Here is a 17,096-nt window from a genome sequence, read left to right on the forward strand (position 1 = left end):
ACGCGCCGACCGGTAGTTGTCAAACGAAAAGTGGGGTTGCCAAACGCCGATAGATAAGAAAAGACCGGGCATCGAGCCGTCTTTCTTTTCTGATACGTCAGGAAGTTGAATAAGCTAAATGGGTTCATAGAAGGCTGGTCGAAATGGCCAGCCTTTCCCACTCAAATGTGCGAGTTATCGAACCCATATGTATTGCCACCAACGTCTATCTGTCCGCCCTGCACCATTGGAAGCCCTGTCGCCGGATTTACCAGCGGGCCAGAATCGGCACTCAACTCTGGTAGAGAACTCTCCGCGAAACCTTGAAACACCTCTTCCGAGAGATGCTCCGCTTTGGACGAAAGATATTCCGCAATCCTTGCTTTATCTTGTCGTTGGCGCTCCTCTTCCTGGATGACTCTGAATCTCATCGGAGAGTAGACCTCATCAACAGTGGCATCTAAATCCAGAAGAATGGGCCTGGATGCATTGACCACGAACTTACCGTCTACGATTTTGACGGCCCCTTCCTGCAATATTCCACCTCGCTCAAGGCCTTGAATAAAACTAGCGAGCTCTTTCAGCTTTATGTCAAAGATATCGGGTGCTCCGACGACCACAATATCCGCTCGATGCCTTCCGCCGCCCAGAAATTGAGGCATGGTGTTAGCCCATACGGTTTTAATTCCACCTAAGAAGCCATACTGCTTCCGCTTCATCGTGAACGTCAGAGCATGCGCCGCGTCTGCCGAACAGCTTCTCTTGGCCATCTTTTTCAAATGCTTAATCGCATTCGCACGTCCAGTCGTGATTGTCGGCGTATTGCCTTGGTAATACGCCCATCGGCATGCGACAAGCTCGTTATAAAACGCCTTTTCAATCCACGGAGGGCCAATGATGACGATATTAGATAACCGTGATGGTGATATGCGAATAGAAGCCAACATGCGCTCTAGTTGGGTGAGGGGGGCTTCCGAGGAACGATAAGCTTTGATTTTTTCGGAGTTCATTTTTTGAATATGCATGCCAAAGAGGAGCAATGGAATTAACTGCCCAGTGGAAAGATTATTTGGTAAATAGTTCGTTTATCTTCAACTGAGTCCAACAAGATTCAACCTTTTCGCTGACCGTTTTCTCAAGCTCCTTCAGCCGCGCATTGCTCTCTGCAGCGAGCTCATAAGCTTGCGTCAAGGCGCACAGCGAAACTTCCAAGATTTCTCTATCCACCGATTCGTCTTGAGCTACCTTGTCGAATAGAACGCATTGAAGTCCAGCCATGTCCCACGCAAGCGCGGCATTGCGTTCCAGCGATTGATACGCTCCTGACACATGAAAGTCCGATTTAATAATCGTGGGCTTGCTTGCCAGGGGTTGTGGCTCCCCCGATATTTGGAGGCGCGCCTCATGCAATTTTCTTTTGTAATCCAACGAAAGCGATTCCATCGCCTTTTCATTTCCAAGAATTTTATTAAGCTTGAATTTGAGCTCAGAGAATGTACATTCTCTAACCTTCTTTTCTTCCCAATACTCTTCGGCTGCCAACTCAACGTACGATGTAATGCTATCCAGATGCCATCCTGCGTCGCCCATAAACGGGTCAGCAGCTATGTCTTGAATTTTTTGCAGCATCAAGGGCTTGCACCATTTCGCACAAACAGAATAAGGAGCGGTTAGCGCCTCAATCAATGCTTCCGCTCTACCTTTTCTTACGTAGAAGAATGAACTTCCGTCACTTAACGCCTCCTCCCTGCAGGCCTGTTTGATTTCATCGCGGCGTGCCGCGAGTAGTTGATTGACTGCTGATATATCTTTTTCATTTGGGGTTGTTTCGTTTGTCATCGCTTAGGGCCCGATTTTAAGCAGTTCATTAGTCGACTCTCTCGAAGCTGAATTTTCGTTCGAAGTGTCCCGAGCCCCCTCTGACTCACTCGTGTGCTCATTTGAAGACTTGACCTGCATCACTGTGAATTGAAGAAACTCTCTAATCTGCGCGTCATTCCTTGAAACTCGTTCAATCCGTGCCATAACCTGTTCAAACCATTTAGGGCGGTCTTGTGGCTTCATGCCCTTCAAATCTTCCGCTGTGATTTGATGCTTCTCTAAAAAGATGCCTGGGTTCCGCCATTTATCTGCGCCCCGAAAAATGGCCTCATCCGGTTTGCCGGGACAAACTTTACGGTTAATGATGAATGCCTGGCCGGCGACCTTATCTGGCTCTGGTGGTAAAACGGTTTCAATTTCTCCGTTCCTGATAGTTTCTGGCCAATCTCTCGCGTACGGAACCATTACTCCGATGAATTTGCACTTACTCTCATCGCGCCACCATTCACGATGCGTACTTATCGGTGTTGCGACATCCCTGATTTCATATGTCCTCTGAACTTCATAGTCGGCATCTGAATAGAGCGTGATATTGGCAAGCATCGTGCTTCCCAAAAACAGCCCGTTCAGGATATTTAGTACATCCAGCATTCCCCCTCCTACGTTTTTGCTTCTTAAACACCCTGCTTGCGTCGATAGCTAACACCAGATATCGGCTGGGACCATGTGAATGGCCACTATAAGTGTCAAATATACTATTTCCCACAGGAATTGTCACTCATAGCGAGTCGTCTTATATAGGTCAAATCCATAGCATCCTCGTATTTGGGCGCAGGTATGAGGACATCGGAAGAGGCGGAGATTTGCGCCCAGTTTGGCAAGCATCTAGCACGACTCCGCAAAGAGATGGGCTGGTCGCAAGAAAAGCTTGCATTGGAAAGCGGTATCGCCCGCAGCTACATCGGAGATGTTGAGCGTGGGATGCGAAACATTGCGCTAGTCAATATCTGCAAAATCGCGGATACGATGGAAATTGCCCGAGCAGAATTAATGAAATTTTAGTTTCAGCGGCATTTCAAAGACACCGCCGAAACTTCGTTAGATACGAACGAGGGCAGTTTCTTCTATTCCTCGTCATCCTCATCAAATATACGTCGCGTTCTTCTTTCATGAGACATATTGTGACGCGCGCTTTTCAGTAAACTATCGTACAAGTCATATGTTGGCTCAGCCCGACTTAAGGTGCTGAGCTTTTCAAGGCAATGCTTCTCGAGCTGCACGTCTTCTGGAAATGGCTCCCCTGGCGAGCCATGTCGTACTCCTGAGCCCGTAGCCGCCACGATGGCGGCCCGAATCTCCTCGAGCGCCTCATCACCAATCCGCTCAGCCACGTTGAACAAGTTTCGGATAAATTCGGGAAAGGCATAAACGAAGGAGCTTTGAGCTTCTCGCAATATCAAAGCGACGATGATGGCTCGCTCGTTTCCACCTTGAGCCATCCAAGCAAGTAATGTTTCCAATAATGCGGCGTCATAGCTCCCCCACATACCAGAAACGACTCCACCGATTCTGTGCAAACTACCGTCAATTGTCGTGTGCGTTAGCCCCCAGTCAAGGAATTCAGTTAAATATTGCGTACCCGATTCGATTTTATTGAAGCCAATTCCATCACCAGCACCGCCGTACTCTTTGTATAACGGCGTAAATCTCCATGTCCCCTCCCGTGCACACTCATTCATTCGGGCTTTCACTAGATTGACTACTGCACGAGGATTCTTTTGGACCGATTGAGTCAAAAATGCTCTTATCCAGTAATCATCCAACTCATGAAGTTCAGAAAGCTTTTGCAATAAGCAAGCACGATTGTTTTCTAAAATTTCGGGGGGGATTCCGTTACCACCCGCAACCCACATAAAATATTCATGCGTAACGGGAGAGGAAATATTGAAATCAGCAGCGCAAATCAGCTTCATCGCCAATGCTGGATTTGTTACAGCAATTTGACGTAATAGTGACGTCGATGCAAACATTACGGACTCTTCCTTGGAAGCGAAAATTCGCTCAAACAGCTCAATTTCGTCTGTTCGATACGGCTCGGAAGGTACGTGACCGGCATATGCCTCCGCCAACTGCTTCAATTCTTTGTCCGATTTTTTTGAGCGCTCAACATATTGCTCAACGAGCGAAGGGTCGCCAGTCCCCACAACTACACTTAAAGCTTTCGCGACATAGTTTGCTAGACACCCTGCGACATCATTGATATTCCGAGTGAGAATTTCCTTGGCCAATGCAGGGGAGGCGTCTAATAAGTAGCCCATGAAGATGAATGGTGCTCCGTACCCCTGCGCCAAGCTGCTCATTTCGTTCAAGCATGATTCGATTTCGCTGTACAGCGTTGGCACATCTGGGAACGCTGCCATAATTTCATCGCATAGTTCCTTCCGCCCCCTCTCAAACTCCGGCTTTCCAAGATACTGGTCTATTTTCCCGGTTTCTACACCCCAGCCATCAACAAATGCCCGCGTCAAACGCGTTCTTAAATCTCTATCAAGCATCTTGATAATCGGTTTGGCAAGTGCTGCCGTTTCGGGCTTGCCATGGTATGCATGCCATCGCAGTGATTGAGCAAGACGTACTAGCACGACAGGAGACAAGTACACTTCCTTTACAATCGCATCAATCTCTTTCAGATGCTTTGCATGTTCCCCTGCCCATTCATCCGCGTTTACATCGCCCGGGAGAGCTCCGCTCAATGCAGCTTGCCAAGTCTGTGCAGCCAGAAATGCTCGCTTGTCGGTCCCCTGCCTTAGGTACTTTAACAACGCGTTTGTAACTTGATTACGAACATCTTGTACGCGTCCCAAGGCCACCTTATAACGAGTAATTGTCATCGCTCCTTTTGCGTATCTCGTAGAGTCGAACTCAGTCTCTAGGGGGCCGAGGAGTATCTCAAATGGCGTGTGCAGCGAGGAGAGAGATGTCGGCCGCTCGAGGAGCGCTAATGCGAATGAAATAACTTTTTGCACATATTCGACTGGCTTATTTAACTGAAATTTTGCCAATTCCTTCAAAATCCGAATCGCATGCCCCGGTTGCTGATGTAACGGCCGCCCATCATCACGCCCAGCTTTCCATAAAAGGCTACACCCTTCCTCAAGATGGTCGTATGTAAAGGATGCATTGCGGACGATATTACAAACGTGCGCATCATCTCCATGCCCTTCCTTAATAAGCCGTTTGGCAAAATCCAAGGCAAACCTGGGTTGGTAGTAAGCCATTGCCTCCACCGCTTGCACATGCTTATTTACGTAGTCGTCATGCCATTGTAAACGGGGCGCCAAGCTGCCCATGACAACACTGTCATCTGTTTTTCCTTCGCGTAAGCGCCAATCTAGGCGAGCCAAATTGACCAGCAGATTTTTCAAATGGTCACTGTTCGCAATTTCAAAGATAGCACCGACGCTCTCATTGGCAGCTCCATCAGGCTGGAGATAGTTTGAACGGATAATTTCGTCTGCCAAAAGGTCTGGAGCCAATCGTGAGCGAATACCTCTTTTGAACAGAACACCTGCCTGCCCTAGAAGTAGCATCAGTCGCTTCGACTCAGATTCAGTTAGCCCATCAACGTCAGTAAGTATCTTGAGCAGATTCGGGTCGTCTGGAATTACTGGCTGAAGTAGCGCAGTAACTCGAAGCACAGCCCTTAGTTTATGCTCCTCATGTTTGGGAACGAGTCTCGCAGTGATGACATCCTGTAACCTCGATAGCACATATTTACGAAACTCCGCACTGTTTGAAAGGAGCTGTAGAGATATAGCGTCCTTAGCCACAAGCTGGGACGCCAAAACGGTGACCAACGGTGTGGTATACGTCGCTTCAGCAATTTCATCCGCAGCAGCTAGCGAGGCGCCGCTCTCTGCCAAAACTGATTCAGCCAGTTTCTTCGCCTGCTCTTTAGTCTGCGGCTTCATCTCCACAAGCTTAACCAGTGATTCCGTGAGACTGAAATTGGCCGCTTGGTTGAGCAGACTCGCCTCTCCGTATGGACGAAGGGTTACCAGCAGTCTTGTGCGGTTTGCTGGGTCCGCAGCATATTGCAGCATGATGTCCATATCGTCGCGGTCATGCACATCGTCAGCAACCAAAATAGTAACTGCGCCACTTCGGTCGCGAAACCCATCCAAATGGTGCGATTTAATATCCTCAGTAGGAGAAGCGAATCTCACCCGGAGCTTCTCATTCGAAAGCTGACGGGCGATTTCACGTAGCAGACGGGTTTTTCCGGCTCCTGGATTCCCAACTAGGCAGGTAACTGCGACTTTTTCATCTCGCACCGATAGCAATAATTGTGTGACCTCGTCTTCTCGCCCCACTAGGGCCCACGCGTGATTGAAAAATCGTTCCTGCACTAAAAATTGTGCGAAAAATCTATCTTCGTCTTGTATCGGCCCAGGCTCCTCCTCACCAAGCAAGTCAAAACGCTGACCATGAAAAAAACGGTCGACTAAATCTAGGCGGTCGCATAACGGAAGCTCATGGAACTTTCTAGTAATGTCCTCCCTGTCCCACATTTCCCAAGCAGCGTGAATTGCCATTGCATCTCTGGCACTTGGGCTGGCAACGCTAGACAACAGAAGCACTTTAAGGTCTGCAACATAGGTTTGAGTTGCTACCGCGGCATGGACTTTCTGCGGTCCGAATTCGATAACTCGCTTGCATTGGAAGGTATGGGTCCCAAATTTCCCATTTGCGACGATATCGATACCATGCTGCTTATGGCCGGTACTCCCATAGCGATAAACGTGCCCACCCAATGGTTTGTAGAGGCGGTCCAGGAAAGCTGTACAAAAGAGCTCGAAGGTGTCAGGCGTCAAGGCTGATAAGGGAAGCGGCTTATCGAAAGACGTCGCAGTTTCTCTTTGTTGGTCACTCACTACATCAAAATAGCCTGCAGCCTGAACTAGCACCCCTTCTTTCGCCTTCACAGCCCGCTCCAACTGCGCCACCTCCTTTGCTCTTGGTCTTCCCTGCCCCTTTTCCCATCGACTGACCGTTTGCTGGGTGACGTCCAACATAGCAGCCAAGTCCTGCTGCTTTGCATAGCCTGCGGCGATTCGAAGTTCTGAAAGGAGCTCACCGAACTCACGGTAAGGAAATTCATTTTGGGCAGCCATATTCACTCCAATATTCATGCACATACTAAATAGTGTACAAGTAGTTATACAATAAATCAATCGTATAAGTTTTCAGATGTAACAGCATAGTACGAGCTAGCTAGAATGCACCGCACGAACTTCTCGTCGGCACCTATGGCAGAGTCCCAAAAGGAAGATAACCGGCTTGCCTGCCACTTCGGCTACGGTGCTGACTATCCACTTGAGGGGCTGTTTGGTTCACGATGGATTTACGGAATTTCTCACGCGTGGCGATTTCGTTGGCCGCTCCTTGGCGGCTGCTACCTGTTAAGGCTTCACTTACCACCTTCCCGCAACCAAGAACTGACGGTCGGATGTGATACGCCTAGCTCTGTAGCGATTGCACGCATCGACAAGCCTTGCTGAGCCAACTCAGAAGCCATGGCTCGTTGCAGCTCGGATGCTGCGCGTCGTGACTTGCCTGACGCCACACCGCCACGACGCCCCACCCTTGCTTGGGAGTCGTGGAAGCCTGACGGGGTCGTATTCCGCCATGTCCACTTGGCTACGCTCCGCCCTATTCCTATGGCCTCATTCACGCCCAAAGGTATTTGGAATACATTCAAGTCCACCGCCTTTTGAATACAGTCTTCACGCCACAGGTCTGAGTTTCTCGCATCCCAGTAGTTACGAATAGCTCGGACTGCCCAAAACATCAATGTCTCGAAGAGGTCGCAGTTACGGCTGTATCCATCCCGTTTTGGGCGAGGCGGTTCCCGTTTCGGCAAATCGACATATTCAGCCAAGAGTCCTAGTTCGTATGCAGGGCAGTTGGCAGGCTCCCAGAGTCTCCACTTGTCGTTCAGAGGATTTTTTGCGAGAGGTCCGTTAAAAGCGACGTCTGCCTTCAAACGTCGGATGTAGGCACGTTCAATCGCCGCCAAGTAGCGCTGTGGATGGGAGCGACCGGCGTCTGTCATGCAAACAGGTGAGGCAAGGGCGTAGCCGATATGTGCATGTCCATTACTGGAATTAACAGCGACATAGGTAGGCGGGGGTAGGTAGGCATCTTCCCAAGCGCTTGCAGCTTCTCGCCTGTCTATATCAAAAATTAGCCAGCAGGCCATTGCTGGATTGCTCATTTGCATATATGGCCGAGATAGCGCGGTGGAAAGAGGTCGGACTTCTGCGAAGTCTTTTTGGAGGCCGCACCACGGTTTGCGGGGCGCATATTCTTCAATAAGTTGACGAAGGGCGAGGGAGGACAAGGCACACCTATGGGTGTGCCGCGATGACAATCTATTTAATGTCCTCTATTTCCCGCATATTTCCTCCGCCATCGCGGCGGGTTATGAAATAGCGCTAAGACGTGAATGACGCGTCCAGCGAAGCTGTCGACACCATCTCTTCTTACATAGAGAAAGGGATTTTCGGCAGCCAGGCATCGGGCACGGCTGTCGAGGTGACATTAGGTATACGTCATTTCGAGGCTCATGCCGGCAGGCTCTCTTCAAATCTCAGGAATTAAGCTCATCGAAAAAAATCCTTAGAGGTAAATGCACTTGTAGTCAGTGGCGATTTTTTAAGTGTGGTGAAAATCTGAACTACACACGGAAGGCTGTTGAGTCTTTTATGAGGGGGAGCCCCTTCCTATACTCAATAACCTGATGATTTTTTCAGTAAATTTCTACAACTACACCGAATTTAAACTATGACCAATCACATGGAACATACTGCAGGAGCTGTTACCCCAGCTGACTTTATCAACCGCTTTGGCCGCCGCGTTCTCACGGACTCTGGCAGTCCTGGAATGGATGGCCGCGAAGGCGTGGGTTCGACGACGGAACTTATGCTGGCTTCGTTTGCTAGCCTGCTTATCGATGTCGGAGACCGTTTGGATAACTCCCAATACGACGAACTAATGCAATGGATTGAGATGTGTCGGGCTAAAGGTCCCTATGGGTCGCCATTATCAAAATGATATGTAGCGTAGCTAAGAGCACTCTTCTATAGCAACGCATTTGAACGTTGGTTCATCAAATCTGACGACAAATTTAAAAAGTAAGTCAGCATGACGAGTCGGTGATTGAAGCGCATGCATAAAAAACCCAGAGCAATTGCTTTGGGTTTTCCACGGCACATTCGAAACAGACATGTCGCATGCCCCTCTAATTTTTCCTGTTTTTTGACTAATCTGGTACTTTCAATTTCGGCAAATACAGCAGAGCCGTATCGTAGGATGCACTTGCATTAGCTGCCGATGCTGGCCAGGTGGTGGAACGACGCAACCATTGAAGCGCGTGGCTTTTCGGTACGTCTTCAGGGAGTGTTTGCCAGTGCATTCCGCGCCAGTTCAACACTTGCCGGTCACTGGAGACATAGTTACCGGTCGCTTCCACCCGCTCTGCGAATTCGATGGGGTCGTAGGGATGATTCTTGCTCATTTGACTCGGGTACTTAATGTGAGCGGCGGGTTGCCGTGAGCTGTTCAGCGATGGTTGGCCTCCCGCGTCGGCGCGGCGGCTCTACAGCGATTGTTGTCGGTGCTGAAACCGACGGCGACAGTTTCTGCTGTAACCATGTGTCAACGTCCTCGCGTCGAAACCGCAAGAGTCGGCCCAGCTTCAAACAAGGAGGAAGGTCGCCACCGCCGGAGTGGCGGTTGTAGATGGTCTGCTCAGCGATGCCCAGCATTGCGGCCAGGTCTTTGGGGGAAAGAAGGGGAAGCATTTGTCTCGTTCCTGTGTCATGCAGTCACGTGACTGCTCTAAGTATAGGAAGAAACGGGTAATGAAGCGCAAATAATCGTAATTAGTGGAAGTTCGCGGTATCTACAGGTATTTTTGCTCCGAATTGCGCTTGCACCCACCAGTGCAGCGCGGGTGCCAGCGCAGTAACCATCAGGCCGTTCGTCCCGCAGGCGGCTGGGCGGATACGGGTGTGCTTTGCTTAACCATGAAGGACATCGTCGTGATAGCTCCTGTTGGCGCAAAGTTAGAGACGGTTGCATGCCCTGCAGCTGGCGGCAACTGAGTGGGAACACTGTTCGCCAACGTGGATTTGGCCGCCAGGCGACGAACTATTTCGACTATGTCAGCATCCTTTGGGTTGTAATAACGCATCGCCATCTGGAGCGTCTTCCAGCCCATGAGTTTCGCAAGCTCGTGTGCTTGCATAGCGGGCGCAAATCGCGATGCCGCTTCATGGCGCAGGTCATGAAAACGCAAGCCCTCGATGCCCGCCGCTTTGCATGTTCTGGCAAATGCGGTGTCCAGCCCAGCAGTGTCATAGAAACTGTTGATAACAAGTGGCCCGACACGGGGAAGCGTCTGGAGCACGCTCTCCGCCTTATGCGTCAGACCAACTGTGCGGCGGCTGCCGTTCTTGGTTTTCTCAAGCCGCACACAGCACTTTTCGAGGTCAACTTGGCTCCATTTGAGGCTCAAAATTTCGCCGATGCGCATGCCGGTCTCCAGGGCGAGGTCAACGCAGGCTTCCAGCCAAATAGCGGCGCATGCCCTTGGGCGATGAATCGCTGTCCGCAGGCGCTGCTCTTCATCGCCTTCAAGGCGGCGTTCGCGGCCATCACCAGGCTTGGGCTTTGACACGGCCTTCAGCGCATGCGTCAACGGCCAACTCCATTCGTTTTCGGCATGGGAATACAGATGTGAGAGCAAGGCAAGTTCCAGCCGCACAGTATTGTTACCGACCTGCTTCAGACGTTGGTCTCGGTAGCTTGCAAAGTCCTTGGCTTGCAGGCTGACCATGAGCCGCTGGGCCAATGGGTGGCGCAGAAGCTGTTTAATTCGGTTGCGCTCGGCTGTTGGGGCTCTCTTCGTCGGAGTAACAGACTCCAAATACTTTTCCAGAGCATTGCCAAGAGTGATGCCGGCTAGAGCTCGCCGGTCACGAAACGTTCCCACGTCCATCTGCGCCTCAATTTGCCGCCCCCAAGATTCGGCTTGGGCTTTAGTGCGAAAGGTTTCGGTTTGAGAGGGGTAGCCTTTGCGGCGGACGATTACTTGCCACTGATGCGGACCACGGTTGCTAACGGATGCCATACTATCTCCAAAATGAAGTATAGCGTTGCGGCACCCCATGACCGGGGCGGTGCAGCAGATTTGCAGCAATAAATAGCTAAAAAGGACTTAGCCCACCAATAAGGTGAGCTAAGTCCTTGTTTTATATGGTGGCCCCCCCGTGAGTCGAACACGGCACCAACGGATTATGAGTCCGCTGCTCTAACCAAGCATGAGCTAGGGGGCCTGAGTCTAATCGGGATGTGAATCCCGATCTGACTTAGTTACCTTCCAGGAAGCTCTTGAGCTTGTCGGAGCGTGACGGATGGCGCAGCTTGCGCAGCGCTTTTGCTTCTATTTGACGGATACGCTCGCGGGTGACGTCGAATTGCTTGCCGACTTCTTCCAGCGTGTGGTCGGTTGACATTTCTATACCGAAACGCATGCGCAGCACTTTGGCTTCGCGTGGTGTCAGGGAGTCGAGGATGTCCTTGACCACGCCGCGCATCGAAGCATGCAACGCTGCATCGGCCGGGGCCAGTGTGTTGTTGTCTTCGATGAAGTCGCCCAGATGCGAATCGTCGTCGTCGCCGATCGGCGTTTCCATGGAGATCGGTTCTTTGGCGATCTTCATGATCTTGCGGATCTTGTCTTCCGGCATTTCCATCTTGATGGCCAGCGTCGCCGGATCAGGTTCTGCACCGGTTTCTTGCAGGATCTGACGCGAGATGCGGTTCATCTTGTTGATGGTTTCGATCATGTGCACCGGAATACGGATGGTGCGCGCCTGGTCGGCGATCGAGCGCGTGATTGCCTGGCGAATCCACCATGTCGCATAGGTCGAGAACTTGTAGCCGCGACGGTATTCGAACTTGTCCACTGCCTTCATCAGGCCGATGTTGCCTTCCTGGATCAGATCGAGGAATTGCAGGCCGCGATTGGTGTACTTCTTGGCGATCGAAATCACGAGACGCAGGTTGGCCTCGGTCATTTCACGCTTGGCCATGCGGGCCTTCTTCTCGCCGGCGCCCATCTTCTTGTTGATGCCACGCAGGTCTGGCAGCGGCAACACGACGCGCGCTTGCAGGTCGATCAGCTTTTGTTGCAGTTCTTTAATCGCAGGCACGTTACGGCTCAGCACGGCGCTGTAGTCGTGGTTGGCGCTGACTTCGCCATCAACCCAGTCCAGGTTGATTTCGTTGCCAGGGAAAACCTTGATGAAGTGCGTGCGCGGCATGTTGCACTTGTTGACGGCGACGTCGAGGATCTGACGTTCGATCTGACGGACCTGGTCAACTTGTGCACGCAATGTGTCGCACAGCTTTTCAACGACTTTGGCGGTGAAGCGGATGCCCAGCAACTCGTTGGAAATGATTTCCTGCGCCTTGACGTACGGCTTCGAGTTGTAGCCTTCTTTTTCGAAGGCTTTGCGCATGTTGTCGAATTGGGTGGAGATGGTCGCGAACTTGCCGAGCGCGTCGCGCTTCAGCTGTTCCAACTGCTCAGCAGAGAAACCGGCTGCACCGGAACCGCTGCTTTCGCCTTCTTCTTCCTCTTCTTCTTCGTCTTCTTCGTCCTCGTCTTCTTCCTCTTCATCGGAGGCAGCGGCGGCGACAACAACTTCGCCTTCGCTCATGTCAACGAGGCCGTCGACGATTTCGTCAACTTTGATTTCTTCGTTCTTGATCTTGTCGGCAGCGGCCAGGATTTCAGCGATGGTGGTCGGGCAAGCCGAGATCGCCTGGATCATGTCCTTCAAGCCGTCTTCGATACGCTTGGCGATTTCGATTTCGCCTTCGCGGGTCAGCAGTTCGACCGAGCCCATTTCACGCATGTACATACGGACTGGGTCGGTAGTACGGCCGAAATCGGAGTCGACAGTCGACAGCGCTGCTTCGGCAGCGGCTTCGGCGTCATCGTCGCTGGCAACGTTGGCGACGTTGTCGGACAGCAGCAATGTTTCAGCATCGGGCGCGTGTTCGTACACGGAGATGCCCATGTCATTGAAGGTGCCAATGATGCCTTCGATTGCTTCCGGATCGACGATGTTTTCCGGCAGGTGATCGTTGATTTCGGAGAAGGTCAGGTAGCCGCGCTCTTTACCTTGTTTGATCAGGGTCTTGAGCTTTTGACGGCGGCGTTCGAGTTCTTCTTCGGTTGCTTCTGTGTCGGACGAGAACGCGTCTTTCAGCAGCGCCTTTTCCTTGGCCTTGCGGTCCTTGGCTTTGGCTTTGTCGACGGCCTTGAGTTCGGCGCGCTCAACCGCGTTCAGCGCGGCGATTTCGTCGTTCTCAGGCTGGAATTCCTTCGGCTTGCGGCCACGGCGGCCAGGCACCTTGACGGACGGCAAAATGTAGCCGGACGTGTCAATGGCTGCCAGTGCAGCGGCATCAGTCGTTTGGCTTACGCCAGGCGCGATCATGACGCTGACGTCTTTGGCTTCGCTCTTGGCTGCTGCTTTGGCGGCAGGCTTAGCGGTTTTCGGTTCAGGTTTCTTGGTTGTCACAGAAGCTTTCGATTGCACAGAAGCCGTCTTTACGTTGGCTTCAGATAAGTTCTTCTTCGTTGGCGTCGCAGTCGCTTTGGCTGCCGGTTTGGCTACCACTGGCGCTGCAGCGCGAACCGCTTTGGGAGCAGTTTTGGCACTGGATTTTTTCGCCGCCGCTGCCGGTGCAGCTTTCGCTGGCGACGTTACCGCCTTTACTGCCGTTGCTGCTACTTTGCCGGAGGGCTTGGCAACAGCTGCTTTCTTTGGGACCGATCGTATTACAGATGCCGAAGGGGTCGATTTGCTTGCCGGCTTGGTGGCCGGTTTGGTGCTTTTTGCGGAAGGTGTCGGAGTTTTTGCGGTTTTCTTCATTGCATTTGCCATAGAATCAACTGCCAAGTGAGTCAAACTCATTGCGCCAATCAAACCATGTACTTCATGCACCCCGTATCCGATATTCGGTAGACACGAACTGCCCGCGCAACGTTCCTAAATCTTTCGTCCCCTGCTTTCTGCTGTGTCCATGCGATAGCTTATGTGCTGTAAATCGCCCTATGGACCGATGGTTCATTGAATCTTTTCCGCATCACGGAGTATGTTTCGCCGCGGAACTAAAGCCCTAGATTATACCATATATAGGGTGTTTTCCCCCAAGATCAAGCCAATCCTACACAACATCCAGTATTTTGCAGGACAGACCCAGTCTCATTTTCAACTGAATTCAGCACCGCTCAGACGCTTCAGATGCTCTTTTTGCTGCATCAATTCGCGATAACGGCTGCGTGCGGTGTCGTCCCTGAGTCCGCTGCTTGCCAATTGTTCCATTTCATCCTCAACGCCGCGCATCTTGGTTTGGCGGACAGCGCCGGCCATTTCTTGCCGGACGACATCGAATTCGGACTCGGTTTCGGCCGCGATTTCGGCGATCAGGCTTTCAAAATCCGGCCCGGCGTCGCGCAGCAGCTCGACCAGCGTGGCGAAATTGGCTTGCTCGCCCATGCTCTGGCAAGCCTCGACCAGACGCGACAACATGTCCGCCCGATCCGGCGCCAGGCGGCCGATAGCCTGCATCGCACCGTCGTCCAGATCCGCCGCCAGGGCGGGATGCGCCACCAGCAGGCGGATGATCTGACGCTCCAGCCCTACCGGGGCCATGCGCTTGCTCTTCGGCGGCGGCGCGCGGCGTGCAGTCGTTTGCACCACCGGCTTGGCCAGTTCGAACAAGGCTTCTATTTCAGCCGGTGAGGTCTGCGTGACCTGCGCCAGGCTGCGCACAATTTGCAAGCGCAAGGACGACGGCGGCAGAGCCTGCAGCATCGGCTTGGCATCAAACTGCGCGCGTGCGCGGCCTTCCGGCGTAGTCATGTCATTGTCGCCGACCACTTCCTTGATCAGGAACTGCGACAGCGGCATGGCTTCTTTAATCTGCTGCTCAAACGCGTCTGCGCCCATTTCGCGCACATAGCTGTCCGGATCGTGCTCGGTCGGCAGGAACAGGAACTTGATGATCTTGTTGTCCGATGCGTGCACCAGACAGGCATCCAGCGCACGCCGCGCAGCGCGCCGGCCGGCCGAGTCGCCGTCGAAGCTGAACACCACCTCATCGGTCTGGCGCAACAGCTTTTGCACGTGGATCGGCGTACACGCCGTTCCCAGCGTCGCCACCGCCTGCGGGAAACCCAGCTGCGCCAGCGCCACCACATCCATATAGCCTTCGGTCACCAGCACATAACCCGCTTCGCGGATCGCCTGGCGCGCTTCGAAGAGGCCGTACAGCTCGCTACCCTTCTGAAATAGCGGCGTTTCCGGAGAGTTCAAGTACTTTGGCTCGCCGCCGTCCATGACGCGGCCGCCAAAGCCGATCACCTGACCCTTGGTATTGCGGATCGGAAACATGACGCGATGACGGAAGCGGTCATAGCGCTTGCGCCCCATGCGCTGGGCACCCTCTTCTTCACTTTTGTCGATCACCAGACCGGCTTCGACCAGCGCCGGCACTTCATAATCAGGGAACACCTTGCGCAGACTGTCCCATTCGTCGGGCGAGTAGCCCAGACCGAACTTGGCGGCGATTTCGCCGGTCAGTCCGCGGCCTTTCAGATACTCGACCGCATTCGGCGCCGTCCGCAGCTGCTGGCGATAAAAATCGCAGGCCGCCGACATCGCATCCGACAAGGCCATGCTCTTGGCCTGCTGCTCGGCGCGCTGCTGCGGCGGGATGCGGTCGTCATTGTCCGGCACCACCATGCCCACGCCCTGCGCGAGGTCTTTGACCGCCTCGACAAAGCCCAGGCCGGAATATTCGATCAGGAAACTGATGGCCGTTCCATGTGCGCCGCAGCCGAAGCAGTGATAAAACTGCTTGGTCGGACTGACCGTAAAACTCGGCGATTTTTCGTTATGGAACGGGCACAGGCCCATGAAGTTGGCGCCGCCCTTTTTGAGCTGTACGTACTTGCCAACCACATCGACTATATCGACGCGGTTGAGCAAATCCTGAATGAACGACTGTGGAATCACAGAGAATTAGCGTCCTGACAAGATCAGGCAGCGGTCAAGGCAGCCTTGACCAGTGCGGAGACGGCAGTCATGTCGGCACGCCCGGCCAGCTTAGGCTTGAGAACCCCCATGACCTTGCCCATATCCTGCGGACCGGCAGCACCGGTAGCGGCAACGGCGGCCTGTACTTCAGCCTTGATTTCGTCGTCGGACAGGCCGGCAGGCATGTAAGTGACCAGAATGGCCAGCTCAGCCTTTTCGATATCGGCCAAATCCTGGCGACCGCCGGCTTCAAACTGGCTGATGGAATCCTTGCGCTGCTTGACCATCTTGTCGATGATCGCCAACACCATCGTGTCGTCGAGCTCAACGCGCTCGTCGACTTCTTTTTGCTTCATCGCAGCCGTAATCAGACGGATCGTACCCAGCCTGGCCGTTTCCTTGGCGCGCATCGCGGCCTTCATGTCTTCGGTGATTTGCTCTTTCAGACCCATTGCATTCTCCAGAGATAGCGATTTATTCAGACTAGCACAAGCCTCACGTCCCAGCCGCCGAAGTGCGTCGCAAAGGACTTATATGAGGCCACGTAGGCCGTCGATAAGCGTAGCGAGCAGGACCGACATGTGGATCGAGGAGCGCAATCGTACTCAGGTACGATGAGCACCGCAGGCCGAATGCCGGTTCGCGCAGTAGCTTTACAAGGCCTTGCGAAATGCGAAAACCCGCTGTGGTCGGACCAGAGCGGGTTTAACGTGGTCGCGCACACCGAGGCGGCGCGACGGGAATGTCTTAGTACAGCTTCTTAGGCAGTTGTTGGCTGCGGATGCGCTTGTAATGACGCTTCACTGCAGCTGCCAGCTTGCGCTTGCGTTCTGCTGTCGGCTTTTCGTAAAACTCGCGCGCGCGCAACTCGGTCAACAGGCCGGTTTTTTCAATAGTGCGCTTGAAGCGGCGCATGGCGACTTCGAACGGCTCGTTTTCTTTAAGACGAATAGTGGTCATGTAGATTCAAACCAAAGAGGTTAGGTTAGATACGGAAAGAACGCGATTTTAGCAGACCGCGACACCAAATGGAAGCTAATGCGTGGCTTTTTTCCAACCAGCCCGCAAAAAACCTAAATAAATCAAGGATATGGGATGCGTGCCGGAAACATA

14 protein-coding genes, 1 tRNA gene and 1 pseudogene are annotated in these 17,096 nt (G+C 52.7%); 3 read left to right on the forward strand and 13 right to left on the reverse strand.

Features of this window, described 5'->3' with window-relative positions:
* Window positions 1-161 precede the first annotated feature (161 nt).
* The 3 genes from AC1RN6_RS13315 to AC1RN6_RS13325 are packed head-to-tail and all read right to left on the reverse strand — an operon-like array spanning window position 162 to window position 2,451.
* Window positions 162-989 carry a hypothetical protein gene (locus AC1RN6_RS13315; protein WP_493005930.1) on the reverse strand — a complete coding sequence of 276 codons (828 nt, stop codon included), beginning with the start codon at window positions 987-989 and terminating at the stop codon, window positions 162-164.
* 55 nt (window positions 990-1,044) lie between these two features.
* Window positions 1,045-1,818 (reverse strand): hypothetical protein, encoded by a 774-nt coding sequence (locus AC1RN6_RS13320; protein WP_493005931.1) that lies wholly within the window; start codon window positions 1,816-1,818, stop codon window positions 1,045-1,047.
* A gap of 3 nt (window positions 1,819-1,821) precedes the next feature.
* Window positions 1,822-2,451 (reverse strand): hypothetical protein, encoded by a 630-nt coding sequence (locus AC1RN6_RS13325; protein WP_493005932.1) that lies wholly within the window; start codon window positions 2,449-2,451, stop codon window positions 1,822-1,824.
* A 186-nt stretch (window positions 2,452-2,637) separates the two neighbouring features.
* On the opposite strand from AC1RN6_RS13325, the gene AC1RN6_RS13330 reads away from it, so the two are divergent.
* Window positions 2,638-2,862, forward strand: coding sequence for a helix-turn-helix domain-containing protein (locus tag AC1RN6_RS13330; protein WP_493005933.1), 225 nt, complete (start codon window positions 2,638-2,640; stop codon window positions 2,860-2,862).
* Between the two features lie 62 nt (window positions 2,863-2,924).
* Here the strand turns inward: AC1RN6_RS13330 and AC1RN6_RS13335 are convergent, their stop codons facing one another.
* On the reverse strand, window positions 2,925-6,974 hold the full coding sequence (locus AC1RN6_RS13335; RefSeq protein WP_493005934.1) for a helix-turn-helix domain-containing protein: 4,050 nt from the start codon (window positions 6,972-6,974) through the stop codon (window positions 2,925-2,927).
* A 296-nt stretch (window positions 6,975-7,270) separates the two neighbouring features.
* A complete protein-coding gene (locus AC1RN6_RS13340) occupies window positions 7,271-8,233 on the reverse strand; it encodes a replication initiation protein (protein WP_493005935.1) in 963 nt (320 codons plus the stop codon).
* 413 nt (window positions 8,234-8,646) lie between these two features.
* Between AC1RN6_RS13340 and AC1RN6_RS13345 the strand changes: the two genes are divergently transcribed.
* Complete coding sequence (locus AC1RN6_RS13345; protein WP_493005936.1) at window positions 8,647-8,916, forward strand: hypothetical protein; 270 nt, start codon at window positions 8,647-8,649, stop codon at window positions 8,914-8,916.
* Between the two features lie 208 nt (window positions 8,917-9,124).
* Here the strand turns inward: AC1RN6_RS13345 and AC1RN6_RS13350 are convergent, their stop codons facing one another.
* The 5 genes and pseudogenes from AC1RN6_RS13350 to rpoD form a co-directional block, all read right to left on the reverse strand.
* Window positions 9,125-9,379, reverse strand: a complete 255-nt coding sequence (locus AC1RN6_RS13350; protein WP_493005937.1) for a hypothetical protein — start codon at window positions 9,377-9,379, stop codon at window positions 9,125-9,127.
* A 181-nt stretch (window positions 9,380-9,560) separates the two neighbouring features.
* A pseudogene (locus tag AC1RN6_RS13355) lies at window positions 9,561-9,665 on the reverse strand (hypothetical protein); the annotation flags it as partial.
* Window positions 9,666-9,835: 170 nt separating this feature from the next.
* Window positions 9,836-10,996 carry a site-specific integrase gene (locus AC1RN6_RS13360; RefSeq protein ID WP_493005938.1) on the reverse strand — a complete coding sequence of 387 codons (1,161 nt, stop codon included), beginning with the start codon at window positions 10,994-10,996 and terminating at the stop codon, window positions 9,836-9,838.
* A 126-nt stretch (window positions 10,997-11,122) separates the two neighbouring features.
* Window positions 11,123-11,201, reverse strand: a tRNA-Ile gene (locus AC1RN6_RS13365).
* Window positions 11,202-11,234: 33 nt separating this feature from the next.
* Window positions 11,235-13,460: an RNA polymerase sigma factor RpoD gene (rpoD, locus tag AC1RN6_RS13370; RefSeq protein WP_493005939.1), complete on the reverse strand. Its 2,226-nt coding sequence runs from the start codon at window positions 13,458-13,460 to the stop codon at window positions 11,235-11,237.
* Here rpoD and AC1RN6_RS13375 point away from each other — a divergent pair.
* Window positions 13,375-13,845, forward strand: coding sequence for a hypothetical protein (locus AC1RN6_RS13375; RefSeq protein ID WP_493006459.1), 471 nt, complete (start codon window positions 13,375-13,377; stop codon window positions 13,843-13,845). The two genes, rpoD and AC1RN6_RS13375, sit on opposite strands and share 86 nt — an antisense overlap.
* 308 nt (window positions 13,846-14,153) lie before the next feature.
* On the opposite strand, the gene dnaG is transcribed toward AC1RN6_RS13375, so the two are convergent.
* The 3 genes from dnaG to rpsU form a co-directional block, all read right to left on the reverse strand.
* Window positions 14,154-15,962 (reverse strand): DNA primase, encoded by a 1,809-nt coding sequence (dnaG, locus tag AC1RN6_RS13380; RefSeq protein ID WP_493005940.1) that lies wholly within the window; start codon window positions 15,960-15,962, stop codon window positions 14,154-14,156.
* A gap of 23 nt (window positions 15,963-15,985) precedes the next feature.
* Window positions 15,986-16,435, reverse strand: coding sequence for a GatB/YqeY domain-containing protein (locus AC1RN6_RS13385; protein WP_493005941.1), 450 nt, complete (start codon window positions 16,433-16,435; stop codon window positions 15,986-15,988).
* Window positions 16,436-16,730: 295 nt separating this feature from the next.
* Entirely contained in the window at window positions 16,731-16,943 is a 213-nt protein-coding gene (gene rpsU, locus AC1RN6_RS13390; RefSeq protein ID WP_005665410.1) for a 30S ribosomal protein S21, read from the reverse strand.
* Window positions 16,944-17,096: the final 153 nt, after the last annotated feature.

This window comes from Herbaspirillum sp. GW822-FHT03A08 (assembly GCF_058801885.1).